At 39.2% G+C, this 16,519-nt stretch carries 10 protein-coding genes and 1 pseudogene; 4 read left to right on the top strand and 7 right to left on the bottom strand.

Annotated features, from left to right (window positions below):
• Window positions 1–209: 209 nt before the first annotated feature.
• The 3 genes from ACJ9PY_RS02000 to ACJ9PY_RS01990 are packed head-to-tail and all read left to right on the top strand — an operon-like array spanning window position 210 to window position 4,112.
• Window positions 210–1,784, top strand: a complete 1,575-nt coding sequence (locus ACJ9PY_RS02000; protein ID WP_411739407.1) for a spore germination protein — start codon at window positions 210–212, stop codon at window positions 1,782–1,784.
• 26 nt (window positions 1,785–1,810) lie between these two features.
• On the top strand, window positions 1,811–2,914 hold the full coding sequence (locus tag ACJ9PY_RS01995) for a spore germination protein (RefSeq protein ID WP_145506936.1): 1,104 nt from the start codon (window positions 1,811–1,813) through the stop codon (window positions 2,912–2,914).
• Window positions 2,898–4,112, top strand: coding sequence for a Ger(x)C family spore germination protein (locus ACJ9PY_RS01990; RefSeq protein ID WP_411739406.1), 1,215 nt, complete (start codon window positions 2,898–2,900; stop codon window positions 4,110–4,112). Before ACJ9PY_RS01995 ends, ACJ9PY_RS01990 begins: the two co-directional genes overlap by 17 nt.
• A 100-nt stretch (window positions 4,113–4,212) precedes the next feature.
• On the opposite strand, the gene ACJ9PY_RS01985 is transcribed toward ACJ9PY_RS01990, so the two are convergent.
• Window positions 4,213–7,398: a biotin/lipoyl-containing protein gene (locus ACJ9PY_RS01985; RefSeq protein WP_411739405.1), complete on the bottom strand. Its 3,186-nt coding sequence runs from the start codon at window positions 7,396–7,398 to the stop codon at window positions 4,213–4,215.
• A gap of 37 nt (window positions 7,399–7,435) precedes the next feature.
• Entirely contained in the window at window positions 7,436–8,128 is a 693-nt protein-coding gene (locus tag ACJ9PY_RS01980) for a hypothetical protein (RefSeq protein ID WP_411739404.1), read from the bottom strand.
• 1,622 nt (window positions 8,129–9,750) lie between these two features.
• On the opposite strand from ACJ9PY_RS01980, the pseudogene ACJ9PY_RS01975 reads away from it, so the two are divergent.
• Window positions 9,751–10,909: pseudogene (locus ACJ9PY_RS01975) on the top strand (IS3 family transposase).
• Between the two features lie 127 nt (window positions 10,910–11,036).
• Here the strand turns inward: ACJ9PY_RS01975 and gnd are convergent.
• The 5 genes from gnd to ACJ9PY_RS01950 form a co-directional block, all read right to left on the bottom strand.
• Window positions 11,037–12,440, bottom strand: coding sequence for a decarboxylating NADP(+)-dependent phosphogluconate dehydrogenase (gnd, locus tag ACJ9PY_RS01970; protein ID WP_411739403.1), 1,404 nt, complete (start codon window positions 12,438–12,440; stop codon window positions 11,037–11,039).
• A 77-nt stretch (window positions 12,441–12,517) separates the two neighbouring features.
• Window positions 12,518–13,864 (bottom strand): GntP family permease, encoded by a 1,347-nt coding sequence (locus tag ACJ9PY_RS01965; protein ID WP_268564964.1) that lies wholly within the window; start codon window positions 13,862–13,864, stop codon window positions 12,518–12,520.
• 18 nt (window positions 13,865–13,882) lie between these two features.
• Window positions 13,883–15,427 carry a gluconokinase gene (gntK, locus tag ACJ9PY_RS01960; RefSeq protein ID WP_411739402.1) on the bottom strand — a complete coding sequence of 515 codons (1,545 nt, stop codon included), beginning with the start codon at window positions 15,425–15,427 and terminating at the stop codon, window positions 13,883–13,885.
• Window positions 15,420–16,151, bottom strand: a complete 732-nt coding sequence (locus ACJ9PY_RS01955; RefSeq protein ID WP_095392585.1) for a GntR family transcriptional regulator — start codon at window positions 16,149–16,151, stop codon at window positions 15,420–15,422. The genes gntK and ACJ9PY_RS01955 overlap by 8 nt, the downstream gene beginning before the upstream one ends.
• Window positions 16,118–16,321 carry a hypothetical protein gene (locus ACJ9PY_RS01950; protein WP_411739401.1) on the bottom strand — a complete coding sequence of 68 codons (204 nt, stop codon included), beginning with the start codon at window positions 16,319–16,321 and terminating at the stop codon, window positions 16,118–16,120. Before ACJ9PY_RS01950 ends, ACJ9PY_RS01955 begins: the two co-directional genes overlap by 34 nt.
• Between the last annotated feature and the right edge of the window lie 198 nt (window positions 16,322–16,519).

Genomic DNA, 16,519 nt, shown 5'->3' with positions numbered 1-16,519 from the left:
CATAAGAAACGTGGAAGATATTAATACTATTTGAGAATTAAAGGAATTTTAGCGGCTACTTGAAACAAGTATAGGGTGATGAAAATGTGGAAAAATATTGTTTCCTACCTTCCAGAATGGCAGGTTTTTATACAAGCTTTTATTGTGTTTGTTATTCCGTATTTAATCTCCAAATTGTTTAATCGGCTTCGCAACTCAAAGGATGAGTGATGAAAATGAAAGAGTGGATATCAAAGATCGGTAAAAAAGGAAAAGGTATCGATAAAGACAAACAAGAAGCAAATACTTCCCAAGATTCAACTGATCAGTTTACAGATAATTTTAATTTAAATCTAGAAATGGTTAAGCAAGAAATTGGACATAATTGGGATGTTCATTTTCGAGAATTTAATATCGGCCGTACCGGTATTCGGTCAATTATCATTTATGCGGATGGATTATCAGATAAAGAAATCATTGATAAACATATCATGACATCATTGATGGTTGACTTTTCAGCAGAATATAAACAAGACCTTCCTTACATCAAAGGAAGCATTTCAAAAGAATTCATAAAAAATGAAGTGTTATCTATCAGTGAGGTAGAAGAAGTTGGTTCCATTAAAGAGTTAGCATCAAAAGTATTAACAGGTTCTACCGCGCTTTTAATTGATGGATTAGTGGATGCCCTAATCCTTGGTACAACAAAAATAAAAACAAGGACTGTTGAAGAGCCGGTGTCAGAGGCATTAGTCAGAGGTCCACGGATTGGTTTCACTGAATCTTTAGTTGATAATACGTCTTTTTTAAGAAGTAGTGGTGAAATTGAAAATTTATCGTTAGTACAATTCCAAGTAGGTAAGCAGTCAAGAAAAGACTTAGTTGTCGCTTACATTAAAGATATTGTTGATCCCGAATTAGTTCAAGAGGTAGAAAATCGAATTAAGAAAATTGATATTGATAATGTGCCGGAATCAGGTTATGTAGAGCAACTCATCGAGGATAATTACCTTAGTCCTTTTCCTCAGGTACAGAATACAGAGCGTCCTGATCGCGTGATTGCTGCTTTGATGGAAGGCCGGGTGGCCATCTTATTGGATGGGACGCCATTCGCTTTGATCGTTCCAGTTACATTAAGCATGATGTTACAATCACCAGAAGATTATTATGAAAGATGGATTCCTGGCACATTCATACGTTTACTCCGTTATCTCACAGTTGTTTTGGCTCTTTTTACACCGTCTTTATATATAGCTTTCATCTCATTTCATTCAGGGTTGATTCCGACCAAACTGGCCATCTCCATTATAGGAACCAGGTCCGGGGTTCCGTTTCCGGCACTTATCGAAGCATTATTCATGGAAATATCCATCGAAATTCTGAGGGAAGCAGGACTGCGCTTACCTAAGCCAATTGGTCCGGCAATGGGTATCGTCGGCGGTTTAATCATTGGGGAAGCTGCTGTACAGGCAGGGATCGTTAGCCCTGTTTTGGTGATTGTAGTAGCGTTAACTGCTATATCATCATTCTCCATTCCGCACTATAGTATTGGGATTACATTACGGATTCTGCGTTTTCCAGCTATGATTTGTGCTGCCACATTTGGATTATACGGGGTCATTCTCTTTTTTCTTTTAATGACCAGCCATTTAGTGAAATTAAAAAGCTTTGGTGTACCTTATATGAGTCCAGCCGTTCCTTATCGCTTAAGTGAATGGAAAGACCTGATGGTTCGCATGCCGCTTATGATGATGAAGCGCCGTCCAAAGATGATGCATACAAAAAATCCCATACGTAAAGGATAACCTATCGGTGAAAAGGTGGTTAAAGAATGATTCTCAATCCGAAAGACCAAATCACGACTCCTCAAACAGCTGTCATTATCATCAACTTTATACTCGGTACAGGATTACTCACCCTACCCAGATCATCGACGGAGAAGGTACATACACCAGATGTATGGATAAGCGTTATTTTAGGCGGGGTTATTGCCATTATCGCGGGGGTGATCATGGTCAAATTAAGCCAACAGTTTCCCGATAAGACCGTTTATCAATACATCAATGAAATTGCAGGAAAATGGGTGGGGAGTTTTCTTAGTTTAGTTATTATATGTTATTTTCTTATGACTTCCGGATTTCAGCTCCGTTCAATGGCTGAAGTTGTAAGGTATTTACTTCTGGAGGGTACCCCTACATGGGCAATTATTATGATTTTCATGTGGGTAGGTCTTTATCTCATCATCGGTGGCATTAACCCGATAGCCCGTCTATTTGAAATTATATTACCTTTGACGGTTATCCTTTTTTTGGTGGTTACCTTTATGAGCATCAAAATATTTGAGATTGATAATCTGCGTCCGGTATTAGGAGAAGGAATCACTCCTGTACTAAAAGGAGTAAAAACAACGGCTCTCGCTTTTTCAGGTCCTGAAATCATATTACTGCTTCTTCCGTTTATGAATCAGCCAAAAAAAGCAGTAAAAGCCCTGCTTGTTGGAGTTTCCATTCCATTGATTTTTTATGTAATAACGGTCGTAATGGTTATCGGGGCATTATCTGTTGATGGAGTGGTCACGAGAACATGGCCGACTCTGGATCTTATACGCAGTTTTGAAATCTCCGGTTTGATCTTTGAACGGTTTGAATCTTTATTGCTCGTGGTTTGGATCATGCAAATATTTGCTACATTTACCATCACCTACTTTGCAGCTGCTTTAGGGCTGGCTCAACTTACGAAAAAGAGCATTCACCCATTTATGTTTGGCTTGCTTCCGATTCTATACATCATTGCCATGATTCCGAAAAATATGAATGACCTATTTAAACAAGGAGATTTCGTCGGCAATATCGCACTGTTTTTATTTGGTTTACTTCCGCTTCTTCTGCTTATTATCTCAAGAATAAAGGGAGGAAAATATGAAACAATCAGATAACAATATACGCCCCCTCTTCTTTTCCCTCTCCGTTCTTTTGTTCTTATCCCTTACAGGATGCTGGAGCAGTCATGAAATCGAAGAGCAAAGTCTAGGTATAGGTTTGGCATTCGATAAAGCCAAGCCGTCCTCCATCGAGAAAAAATTAAACGAACAAGGGGGTGGTTATTCAAAAAAGGACCGGATTACTGCAACCTATCAATTTATCACTCCACAAGTAGCAAGTTCAACAACGAAACAATCAGGACCAGAACAAAAATCTTATCTTAACGTTTCCGAAACTGGTGATTCCTTCCATCAAATGGTTCGTGAATTATCATTGAGAAGTGAACAACCCGTAACCGCTCACCATCTGAAAGTGGTTGTTATAGGTGAAGATCTTGCAAAATCGTATAAGTTGGAACAATTACTTAATCAAAATTTTCGAGAAAGTGAGGTTAGACCAAGCTGTCTTGTGCTCATCAGTACAGGAAGAGCGAGCAACACACTGGAAACAAAGAAAGATGGAGAAATTCCAGCGTTTCGTCTAGCTGGCATTGTAGAAAATGCCTATCGAACAACGAGGATTTTACCTCCCATGTCGCATATTAAAGTAGAAAGCAAGATCAAATCAGGATCTAGTTTTCTAATCCAAAAAGTTCTATCAGCAGATGGGCAAGTCAAATTTGCGGGTGCTGCCGTGATCGATGGAAAGACACACAAAATGACTGGTTTTTTGAATGAGGAAGAACTGGAGGGCGTAACATGGATAACAGGTAAGGGGAAAGGCGGTGTAGTGAAAAGCTTTGATAAAGAAACCGGTCAGCTGATTGTGTATGAGATAGAATCCATGAAAAGCAGTATCGTACCTCGAGTTAAAGGAGACAACATCTCTTTTGATGTAAACATTGAATCAGTGGGGAGACTGTCTGAAAACTGGGTAGTTTCAGGAGATACTTTTAAAAATGAATTTTTAAAAAAAGCAGAAAAATCATCTGAAAAAGAAGTGAAACGCTTGGTGAGAAATGTACTAGAAAAAATGCAAAAAGAATACCAAGTGGACGTTGCTGGCTTCGGAAATCGATTGAGAATTGAGCATCCAAAAGTATGGAAGAAGGTCAAAAAGGATTGGGACCAAACATTTAGTGAAACTCCGATCAACTACGATGTAAAACTAACTATTAATGATTATGGAGCATCAGATGGATCAAAGAAGTGAATCCACAGGTTGAACACCTAGCTGTGAATAACGATGAGCATGAAAAGGACTCCCACAGTATACTGTGAGAGTCCTTTTCAAAAATTTTTTCATCGAAAGATTAACTTAAATCCACTTTAGTAATTTCACTTAAATAATTCCCACTTATAATCGAGCCTTCATCTGCAACAACATATTCAATGACAGTCGGGCTTATGGTCCGAATATAAACAAATGCTGAATCATCTACATGCTCAATTCGAAGCTTTTTCCTCTGTGCCTGCTTAATATCAAGCTGGTTGGTACTAGCTTCCGGCAGGCTTGTGTAATAAATCTCAAAATCTTCTTCTGATGCATCAATGAAAAGATGCCATTTGTTATACTCTTCTTCTTGATCAATCATTGTTTTTAATTTCCCTTTTCTCCCGATGCCAAGAAAATACTTGAACTTTGATTCCCCATTCACCATATCGCGGTCAATAACTTTTATACTTCCGCCTTTTCTGCTTTGTACAAGCCCAAAGGCAACGCCTGTTTTTCCTGTAGGAGCTGTTATTATATCCCGGTTAACCACTCTGTTTCTCTCTTCTTGCTTTAAATAAGCGTCTTCTGTCCCCAGTGGCGGTAGAATCTCAAAAAGGGCACCAGACACTTCTTCCCAGTTTTGAGTGTTCTCCATTTCCCTTTCAATCCATTTATTAAATAGATTCATAACGACCGGGGATTTACTTGAATTACCCGCAAGCAGTATATTCACTTTATTAATTTTTCTGTGTTCTGACCGGGCAAAAGCGCGCCGTAGAGACTCAAAGAAATTTTTAATGCCTTTGTCGATTCTTTCCTCAATCAACTGTTCCATTTCATCTTGATCGATCAATAGTTCCACATTGAGTTTTGCGCGGCCGGCTTTGTCAAATAAATCTGCCCGGATCATGCCTTTTCCAAACTGTTCTTCATACCGTTCATGTCTTTCCCAAAGCGGCCTTAATTTTTCCACCAATTGTTTCGTATTTAAATAGGATTCTTGTGACTCATTAATCAATGTTTCACTTCCGGGAAATTTCACACATTCCGCTGGGAGGGTAAAAGGAATGTTTAACTCACGCATTGTTCTTTGGTTGTTTTTAAACACTTGGAACGCCAAAAGCTCCAGCATGTTCTCACCGCCTAAATACCGGTCCCCGCCCGCTGCAAAATGTTCAATGACATAATCATATCTGCTTTCTTTCAAGCCCGCTTCACGCCAAATCCCAAAATCAAAATCTGTCGTTCCTCCACCAAAATCAAATACACCGTAGTACGTTTTTTCATCCTCTTCCGGTTCAAATCCGTATTCCTGTAACGCACAAACGGCATAGGCAGCAGGTTCACTCGCCCCAGCGGTGACACGAAACTTTTTCATTAATTCTTCATCCTGCTGAATCGGCATAGGAAGCGTCTTTTTTAACCCGCGTTCAAAACACGTTAGAATTTTTTCCCTTACCTCTTTTTCATACGTCACCGGGAAAGAAAGGGTGTAATCGAGATAAATTCCATTGTTCTGGTTATTGATATACAACCCGAGGTAATAGGCGTACAACTCGATTGGGTTGATTTCCTGATCGGTTAAGTCCAAAAAGGAACGCAGTACAACGGCATATCCTCTCTTGTCTTTTAATCGGAGTTCGTTATTCTTTTCTCCAGCCCACTGCTTTAGATTATTCAATATGGAATAATAATGGTCACTCTTTCCATTCATCAAGTTGTTAAGTGCATTGTGGGAAACCGTCACATCTTGCCACCTTGTATCTGGTCTTCCTTCTTTTTCTTGATATAGCTCCAGGAAATGTTCTAAATCAATAAATTCAATCACGGTTGGATTTTCATAATGCCAGTCTTGTACTTCCGTGTTTAGGTAGCCAACCCCAATACGCATGGGAAGAGTAACATCACTTTCTTCTTGATGAACGACAACTGTACTTTTCGTTCCAAAATCAATGCCGACTATGCCGTCCTCCCTAATATCCATTTTAGGGTTTCTGGCCATTATTTCTTCGTTCAGTTTTATCGTTAAAGGTTTTTCATCAGAGGTGACAGGCCATAAATCCCAATGTCCCCGGTTTGGATCTGTTAACATCTTTTCATCATATGTATCAATATCAGCCCTTACTTTTTCAGAGTTTAAAAGCTTCTCATAAAAATTGTTGGAATCGATAGCGATCGATGGCAATTCTTTAAGAAAACTTTCATGATCTAATTCCTTTAATTGATACAATTCCAGCAAATAATCATACTCCTTCTGGCGTTCTGCGCTTAATCCGCTTGGAACTAACCGGTTTTCCAGCCAAAGATGGAGAGCCTTTCGGTCATTGATTTCAAAAGCATTTTCCCCATTTAAACGGAAGACGGGAACGAAAAATCCTTTTCCCAGCAAATTGTTTTTTTGATTTACTACATCGTAGCTTTGAATATCGTACCCGTTGGATTTAAACGCTATCGATTTAGAAGAGTTAGCCGTTTGATTGGCAAATATCCTTGAAATGGAAGGATTTTTACTCGCGGAATAATCGTCTAAAGTTAGTATTCTCTTATATACAGGGTGATCGGTTGTATTGAAACTTTTCGCAGCCTCTTCCCGTGTCATGACATCACCTTTAAAACCGGAAACGTCCAGATGCTTTTTGTAGTCAAAATCCTCGTCCATTAATTCATAGTATTTTCTATAAGGAAATACCGCTGCAATGTTGTGATCATATATAATATTCCCATTATTCATGTAAACCCATCTGGAACGGAGCATTTTTTTAATGTCTTGAAAGAAGCTCGCCTCATCCTTGAAGAAGGTTTCTTCTGCACTCTGATATAAATGGCTGATTAACGATCTCACTTCTTTATAAGTCATTGAAATGGCAGAGACCGGAACGGTTTGGGAATCCGTTGAGAATAGAACCTGCTCTTCGTTCTTATTCATTAAGTATATGGAACTGTCTATGTTATTTTTTTCGGCTAAGCTTGTTACGTTCTCAATCGGCTCTTTATCTTCCATCGTTTCTTGTTTTTCAACTTCTTTTAATAATTCTTCAGAAATTGCATCACCAGAATCCAAATAACATATCAGGTCACCAATCTTGACTATAGTATCCTCCGCTACGTTCAATTCTTTAAGGGTACCTTCTTTTTCTGAAAAGAGGTCAAATTCGATGCCCTCACAGCTGAATTTGGCTAAGCTTTCGCCCACCGTAATATAATCGCCTGGCTGTTTATACCATTGCACAAGAAGGATCTTTTCAATGCCTTCTTCAATCTCTGGGATAATAATCGATGTCATTGTATTTCTCCTTTACTATCATTCACTTTTTCGCCTGCTAGATTCTCACAACGGATTTTTTAATGGTTTTACCATTAATGCTTATATATCCTGGCAGCAGGACTTCCATGATGTTCCCGGATATTTTGCTATTGAGGGCCCTTATGTACAAGTCCTCCCTGAAGACCTCATTCATTTTCACTTCCTGTATTTTATATAAAGGGGTATCGTATGTTTTACTGTACTCTTGAAAGAAATACAGAAAAAGGGCGAGCAAAGTCTCTCTTTCCTGCTCCCGTCCTTCCATAATCTCGTTTTTGATAAAATCCCACAAAGATGAAATGTTTTCATATTGCACGCCACAGACTATAAATCCCTGCACGGAACCGCCCTTGAAGATTCCTTTCAAGGAACTTTTAGTGGTTTCGGATAATTGTTGAACAGCTTCGTAAAGTTCTTCTGCTTCCCGATAGTCCGCTCTTCTCTTTTGCAATTCATTATAATAGGATTCCATTTTCTCATTCAGATGGTGGATCATTATTTGGTACTCACTAATTTCTGCTTTTTTCGAGGCAAGCTCTTGTTGAAGTTTTGCTATTTCATTTTCTTTTTCTTTCAGCAGCTCCTTATGCTCCCCCAATTGACTATACGAGCCCGCTTCTGCTATTGCTTGTATCTTTTCAATGACTCTTTCGTCTTGTAGGGAAACCATTAATGCCTCAATAAAACCATCATCCCATTCCTTATTCATCTTTACACTCCTTTCAAAAGTGTTAACCAACCATACTCGCTCTGTATATGTATGAAAATGTTTTCCTTTTTTCGCCATAGAAAAATCCCCTCCCAGATAGACTGTTAGGAGAATACAACCATAACTTATATTCCAAGATATCAGTAGTGAGATTACTTATTTCTTATCAAAAATACGTATATAACGTATTAAAGATGTATGAATAATATGATGCTTACTTTCACTTTTCACTATTAAATACTCACAGTGTTCCATCCTTTTTAAGACTTCTTGTAAAACATCCTCTTTTTTACTACTCAATCCTTTTTTTATTTTCTCCCACTTAACATCAGCGTCAAGAGTATAACAAACATAGAATTCCTTTAACAGGTTAATCTTCCCCTTAAATGCTTAGTTTCTTTAACTGTTTTATTATTTATATCTAATCCGAATTCATATTTTTCCTCAATCCGATATACTACCTTATGAGTACCACTTAATAATATTCGGTATGATCATGTTGTTTAAGTGGGTTGAAATGACTAGGGTAAACCTCCGGATTACTTGATAAGAAAAGGCCTCCCCTCAGTAAACTGTGGGAGGCCTCAGACTGTAGACAAACTCGATGAAAATCGAGTTTGTCTACAGTTTTTTTGCTTGTACAAATTTAGACGTTGATTGGAACGTAGGCACTCGCTTTCCGCGTGCGGTCCGGGAGCCTCTTCGGCCCACTTGCGCCTGTGGGGTCTCCCATGGACTCGCTATTCCCGCAGGAGTCTCGCACACCCGCTCCAATCAACTATGTTTAAAAATTTGGATAGAACTCCTTTTGCATACAGTCTTTTTTGTTTTAAAATAGATCTATTAAAACTTGAGGTGATGAGGATGCTTTCGAAACATCATTCTATTCAACGAGATCAACTTGAAATGATTACATATTTCTCCCCATTCAACTTTAAATACAAATCCAAACAAAAAAAGCCCTTCTCGTTTGAGATGGCCTTTAGTTATGCTGTTCCAGCACACTCGCTTAACTATTAAATCGCACATCTTGATGCTAGTGGATTCTTGATGGTTCGCATGCATGTTTGTATGGGAGCTTAAACAAATTATCCATAACAGCATTAACACAATCTTCACAATAATAATTGACGAACTCTCTACCTTGTTCAAAAATTGGTGTCATCGTATCTATGTCAGCCCATTTAAAACAGTAAATACACATTTGCCTCATGATATATCACTCCTTTTCAATAATTTGGTAATATCCAAAAGAAGAATATGTGCCACTTGCCGACATTATTCAAGAAACGTTTGCGAACCCCGACTGTAAAATTAAGGTATAGAGAGAATTAAATGCTATAAACCGATATCATTTATATACCACTTAACCTGAGTATTAAACCTCCCCCAAAAATATTATTTGTTGCCCATCAACCTTTTCCTATTTTTGAAGTTCACCCCTGGTTCGAAATAACGGAATCAATCTTTTTTCCCTCACTAAAATTCCTTTATCCACTAGCTGCACCTTTTGTTACATACAAAAAAAGAGCTGCCAATGGTATTATCCCCTTCAGGTAGACAGAGAAAAAAGAGAACATGGTAAAATGTTCTTAACTGTCAATCTGGAGGGGATTTTTTGTATGGCAAAGAAGGGGCAAACGTTTCAAGCGTATACAGAAGAATTAAAGAGAGAAGTGGTTCGTCTGAAATTGGAGGAAGGTTGGTCATATCGCCAGATTCGTGAGCGTTTTGGTATTAAAAGTGATGCACAGATAGCCAGTTGGGTGAAGAAAGTGCAGAATAACGAGTCTTTTGAAGATCAACGTGGTGTATGGAACCGTAAGAATTTTTCTAGTGTCGAAGAGGAAAATACCTATCTAAAAGCGCAGGTGGATTATTTAAAAAAGCGCAATCCAAATCTACATGGGAAGGAATGGTCCTGAAAGCCGAAAGGTTTCAAATAATCGATGGTTTGAGGAAAACGTACCCACTTTCGTGGCTATTAAAAATCGCTGAAGTTTCAAAGGCTGGATACTACAAATGGCGGAAGACACATTCTGCTCGTTCTTTGCGACTTGAGAAAAATTTATGGATAAAGGAACATATTTTAGCCATCCATAAGCTACACCCCTACTACGGATATAAACGGATGACTGGAGCTTTGTCCAGAGAAGGAATCGTTGTAAACCACAAGCGTGTTCGTCGATTAATGAGAGAGTTGGGGGTCAATCAGTCATTCGGAAGAAACGCCCTTTCTACGGTCGAAGAGGGTCAGTTGTATTTCATAATGTCTTAAATCGTGAATTCTACGCAGAGATGAGGTTTCATAAGTTAGTAACAGATATAACCTATGTACGGATTGGAGACACGTTTGCCTACCTTTCCGCCGTTTTAGATTTGTATAATAATGAAATTGTTGCATGGGAAGTTTCTACACGAAATGATCTTGAATTGGTTCATAATACGCTAAACCAGCTAAGGGACAAGCCGTTTAGCAAGGGGGCTCTCCTGCACTCAGATCAAGGATTCCAATATACGACGAAATCATATGAAAATCAGGTGAAGGAACTCGGCATTCGAGGAAGCCACTCTCGTCGTGGCAATTATCACGACAACGCGTGTATAGAAAGCTTCTTCTCACATTTAAAAACAGAAAAGTTATATTTAAAATGTCCAAAAACAGCAGAGCAAGCTTATCTAGCTATTCAAAAGTATATAGAGTTTTACAATACGGCTCGCTTTCAAGAGAAATTCAACGGCCTTTCCCCAATTGAATATCGAGAAAAGGCCGCAGCTTAAAAAATACTCTTTTTTTATTGTCTTCTTGACAGGGTTATGTGCACAAAGCAACTCTTTTTTGAAGTAAAATACCTGTTTCAACTTCATGAACGGTATTACAAATGACTATTTCTTTTGTCACTTTCCATCACTGCCAGTTCGTGTGGAAAACCCCTGCTAAATCACGTCGTTCATAAGTATGCGCACCAAAATAATCACGTTGTGCTTGCAAAAGGTTAGCATTTGAGATGCCTGTTCGATAACTATCGTAATAAGTAAGTGAAGAGCCTAAACATGGAAACGAGATGCCGGAATTTATTCCCTCACAGACTACCTTTCGCAATCCCACCTGGTACTTTGCAACCTTTTCAGCGAAATATGGTGAAATCAATAAATTGGCCAGATTTGGCTGCTCTTGATAGGCTTCGCTAATGACGTTTAAAAATTCTGCCCGAATGATGCAGCCGCCGCGGAAAATAAGCGCAATATCCTTCAAAGGCAAATCCCAGCCGTTAAGTTCAGAACTCATTTTATATTGAGTGAAACCTTGCGCGTATGCACAAACCTTTCCCATATATAATGCTTGCCTAATATAGTCAATCCACTCATTTTTATCTAATTTTTGCTGAACGTTCTCAGGCCCTGTTAGAATGTTTTCCGCATGAACCCGTTCTTCTTTTAGAGCGGAAATGTAGCGCGCAAACAAAGACTCTGTAATGATTGATGCTGGTATTCCGTTATCAATCGCTTGCATGCTGGTCCATTTTCCTGTGCCTTTTTGTCCTGCTTTATCGAGAATCACATCGATCAATGGTAAGCCCGTTACTTCATCTTTTTTCCTTAAGATTTCGGCCGTGATTTCGATTAAATAACTTTTCAGTTCGCCTTGATTCCATGTTTCAAAGATGTCAGCAATTTCATTAACCTCTAAATGCAATTTTTCTCTTAAAAATGTATATGCTTCGGCGATTAATTGCATATCTGCATACTCAATCCCGTTATGTACCATTTTCACAAAATGACCTGCCCCTTTTGGACCGATATAGGTACAGCAAGGAGCATCATTTACTTTAGCTGCGATTTTTGTCAGGATTGGAGCTACTTTTTCATAGGCGTCCTTATCTCCTCCTGGCATGATTGAAGGTCCTTTTAACGCACCGACTTCCCCACCGGAAATACCAATTCCTACATAACTGAATCCTTTAGATTTCAATTCAGCATATCTGCGTTCAGTATCTTCGTAATGGGAGTTACCGCCGTCCATGATAATATCGCCCGATTCAAGATGAGGCAGTAATGAAGTGATCACCGAGTCGATCGCTTTACCCGCAGTCACCATCAGAAAAATCTTTCTTGGCGTTTCCAGTGACTGAACGAAATCTTGGATTTCGTAATACGGATGGATTGACTGACCGTCCAATTCAGCAACAAGCTGATCCGTTAAATCTCTTGTGTAATTATAGACAGCTACTTTTTCCCCTTTATTAGCCATATTTAACGCGATATTACTGCCCATTACCCCTAAACCAATGACACCAATTGTATTGAACATTATTTCTGCTCCTTCTTATGTAAGAATAATAGGCAGTAAATCCCTGCCATAAGTCGGGGATTTACTGCCGGGAAAGCCTATACAAATAAGCTTAGTAATAGAATGAATCCTAATCCAGCCACTGATATGATCGTCTCAAGCAAAGTCCATGTTGCGAATGTTTCTTTCATGCTTAAGCCAAAATACTCTTTAAACATCCAGAAACCAGCATCATTAACGTGTGAAGCGATTAAACTTCCCGCTCCTGTAGCAAGTACGACCAGAGCAAGGTTAACGTCCGTCTGACCTAACATCGGAATAACCAAACCAGCTGTCGTCAAGGCAGCAACTGTAGCAGACCCCAATGAAATACGCAGGATTGCAGCGATGATCCAGGCAAGCAGGATTGGTGATAATGATGTTCCTTTGAATAATTCAGCTACATAGTCACCTACACCGCCATCGATCAATACTTGTTTGAAGGCTCCGCCGCCCCCAATGATCAAGAGCATCATTCCGATATTCAGGATCGCTGATGTACAAGATTCCATAATATCCTTCATTGGAATCTTTCTTGCCACTCCCATTGAATAGACCGCAAATAATAAGGAAAGCAACATGGAAGTACCGGCTTCACCAATAAAACGGATAGCGGCCAGTAAACCATTATCTTCAAATCCCATCGTTTTTTGCATCAAAGTGATGATTGTAGCAATTGACATTAATATAACCGGAAGTAATGCAGTAAATACACTGATTCCAAATCCAGGTGTTTCTTCAAGTTTAAAAGATTTTTGTTCCCCTAATGAGGCAATGCTGCCTGTTTTCGTAAACGATTCAGGTACTAATCTTTTCGCTATCTTCGTAAATATCGGTCCAGCTAAAATAACGGTTGGAACCGCAATGAAGAAGCCGTAAAGTAAAACCTGACCAATGTCTGCGCCATATTCACCAGCGATGACGGTTGGTCCTGGGTGCGGCGGTAAGAAACCGTGTGTTACGGATAATGCCGCCACCATTGGAATGCCAAGATACAATATCGAAACTTTTAATTCTCTTGAAATCGCAAATACGATTGGAATCAATAATACTAATCCCACTTCAAAAAATAATGCGATACCGATAATGAATGATGCTGCCACGACTGCCCATTGAATATTCTTTTCACCGAATTTCTTAACAAGGGTCATGGCAATGCGTTGCGCTCCGCCCGAATCTGCGATCAACTTACCTAACATCGCCCCAAGTCCAAAGATTAACGCTAAGTGGCCGAGTGTTCCGCCTAATCCAGCTTCAATGGTTTTGACAATTCCGTCAAGCGGCATCCCAAGTGCTAAAGCCACTCCAAACGATACAATGATCAAGGAAATAAAGGTGTTTAATTTTAAGCCCATTATTAAAATTAATAAAGCGACAATTCCTAAAGCGACAATGACTAATGGCATTGTAATCCCCCCATGTCTTTACTTTGCAGCATTTATTAAGTTTCTTTGATAATTTGCAATCTGTGTATATTCGTTTTCCAATACCCTTGATAGGTTAATGAAAATCGGCAGCAGCTGCCTGTATTCATTTACAGAATCAGCTTTCGGTGTGTGCTTGTGGGTATTGCCTATCATTTCAGAAACCACTTCGAAGGAATCAATTTCCCCAGTTGCATATAACCCTAATATACAAGCACCCAGGCACGAACTTTCGTAGCTTTCTGGAACCACGACTTCCGATTCGAAGATATCGGACATCATTTGCCGCCAAACAGCCGACCTTGCGAATCCTCCCGTAGCTTGAATTCGGGTCACGGGACCGTCCATGCATTCGGTTAAGGCCAAAAATACGGTGTATAAATTGTAAATGACTCCCTCTAGAGCCGCTCGAATCATATGTTCTTTCTTATGCGACAGCGTTAATCCGAAAAATGATCCCCTTACGTCCGGATTCCATAATGGTGCACGTTCACCTGCAAGATATGGATGGAATAACAATCCATCAGCGCCCGGTCTTACCCGTTCGGCAATCTTGGTCAATACTTCATAAGCATCGATTCCGAGTCTTTTAGCTGTTTCCACCTCGGAAGAAGCAAATTCATCGCGAATCCAGCGAAGGACCATCCCCCCATTGTTTACCGGCCCGCCAATCACCCAATGCTTTTCCGTTAAGGCATAGCAAAAGATTCTTCCTTTTTCGTCTGTTTTCGGTTCGTCAATAATTGTCCGAATCGCACCGCTTGTCCCGATCGTGACAGCGATTTCACCTTTCCGGATAGCGTTTACACCTAGATTTGAAAGGACACCATCACTTGCCCCAATGACAAATGGCGTTTTTGGGTCAATCCCGATCTGTTTGGCTAAATCCGCGTCACAGTTGTTAAAGGTCTTTGTTGTTGGTACGAGTTCAGATAATTGATCACGCGTTACTCCAGCAATTCTTAGGGCTTCCTCATCCCAATCCAAGTTTTTGAGATTCAACATGCCCATGGATGAAGCAAGGGAATAATCGACAACGTATTGATCAAACAACTTTTTAAAGATATATTCTTTAATCCCGATATACTTTTTAACATTGGTTGCGATCTCCGGGTGATCATTCTCGATCCAGGTAATCTTGGATAATGGTGACATCGGGTGAATCGGTGTTCCGGTTCGCTTGTAAACTTCATGCCCATCTAATTCATCCTTTATTTTATGGGCCCAAGCTTCACTGCGATTATCTGCCCAAGTGATGCAAGCGGTTAGCGGCTGGTCGTTTTCATCCATAGCTATAACACTATGCATCGCACTGCTAAATGAAATAAATGATGGTTTTTTATCTGGATGCTGCTTCGTTATATTTGAAAAGGCTTTCAGAACAGCCTGGAAAATCTCCTCAGGGTCTTGTTCCGCCGTTGTCATATCCGGTGTGTAAAGAGGATAGCCAATATTCTCTTGCTGGATGACATCGCCTTTTTTCGTGAATAATACAGCTTTTGTACTTGTTGTACCGATGTCTACTCCTAACATATAGCTAGTCATTTTCTTGTTCGACTCCTTTTGAAAGCATCTGTTGAGCCATCCATAAGTCTTCAACTTTTCCTTGAACATCATCAAAGTTTTCATGTAACGACTTAATCATGATGTCTCGATCTTTTGTTTTGATCGCATCAATATAAAGCTGATGATTATTTATGATCCGTGTAAAGTCTTCATACTTTTCTTTAAAACGGCTACGCATGGATAGAAGAATCAAACTTTCCATTACAGGTTTTAAATTATCCCAGATCATCAGGATGTAGGAATGATCGATGGAGCGAATGATCGTTTCGTGGAATAGAACATCCTGATAGGAAAACTCATCCGCATCCAGGTATTTTATGGACACTTTCATCATTTCCAATATTTTACTAAGTTCCATTACTAATTCATTCGTGTTCATCCTCACTAGACGTTCAAATACAAACGTTTCGATGAGAATACGTACATCATAAATTTCTGCATACTTTTTTTCTGTTAAACCAATGACAACCGCACCCATTCTTTCTAATCGGATGATATTTTCAGAGGCCAGTATTTTTAACGCTTCACGAACGGGTGAGCGGCTTACACCGAAATCAGCAGCTAATTTATTTTCAGAAAGGATGGCACCGCTTTCAATCATCCCCGAAATAATACGCATTCTAAGCTCGGATGTAACGCGATCGCCAGCTGAAGCTTTTGAAAGCCATTTTACAGGATAAAGAAATCCCTTTGATTCAGCCATAAATTCACCTTCTTATAGAGTTCAAGTACACTTGTATACAAGTATTTTATAATAATAATAATAAATAATGCAAGCTTTTTGAATTCAACCGGATTTTCGCCAATATAATCAAAGTCGAACGTTTTAGAAGTATTTGACTTTAGCGAACGTTGAAATAAAACCTTTTTCATTATAAAAATCCCCGTTCATAAACGTGTACTTTTAATCCACTATTGAACTGAACTAAACAAGACAGAGATTAACCCCCTATTACAAAAAAAAAACACCACTTTTCCTTAACAAGGTGGTGTACATTCTATTTTATCCTCTCAAAAACTTACACAAAGTATTTCTATTTTTATTTAAGGGTGACGTCAGGTAAATATCCT

It is taken from the genome of Peribacillus sp. S4, from assembly GCF_046715815.1.
GTDB lineage: Bacteria > Bacillota > Bacilli > Bacillales > DSM-1321 > Peribacillus > Peribacillus frigoritolerans.
This window is presented reverse-complemented; position numbering and strand designations above follow the sequence as displayed.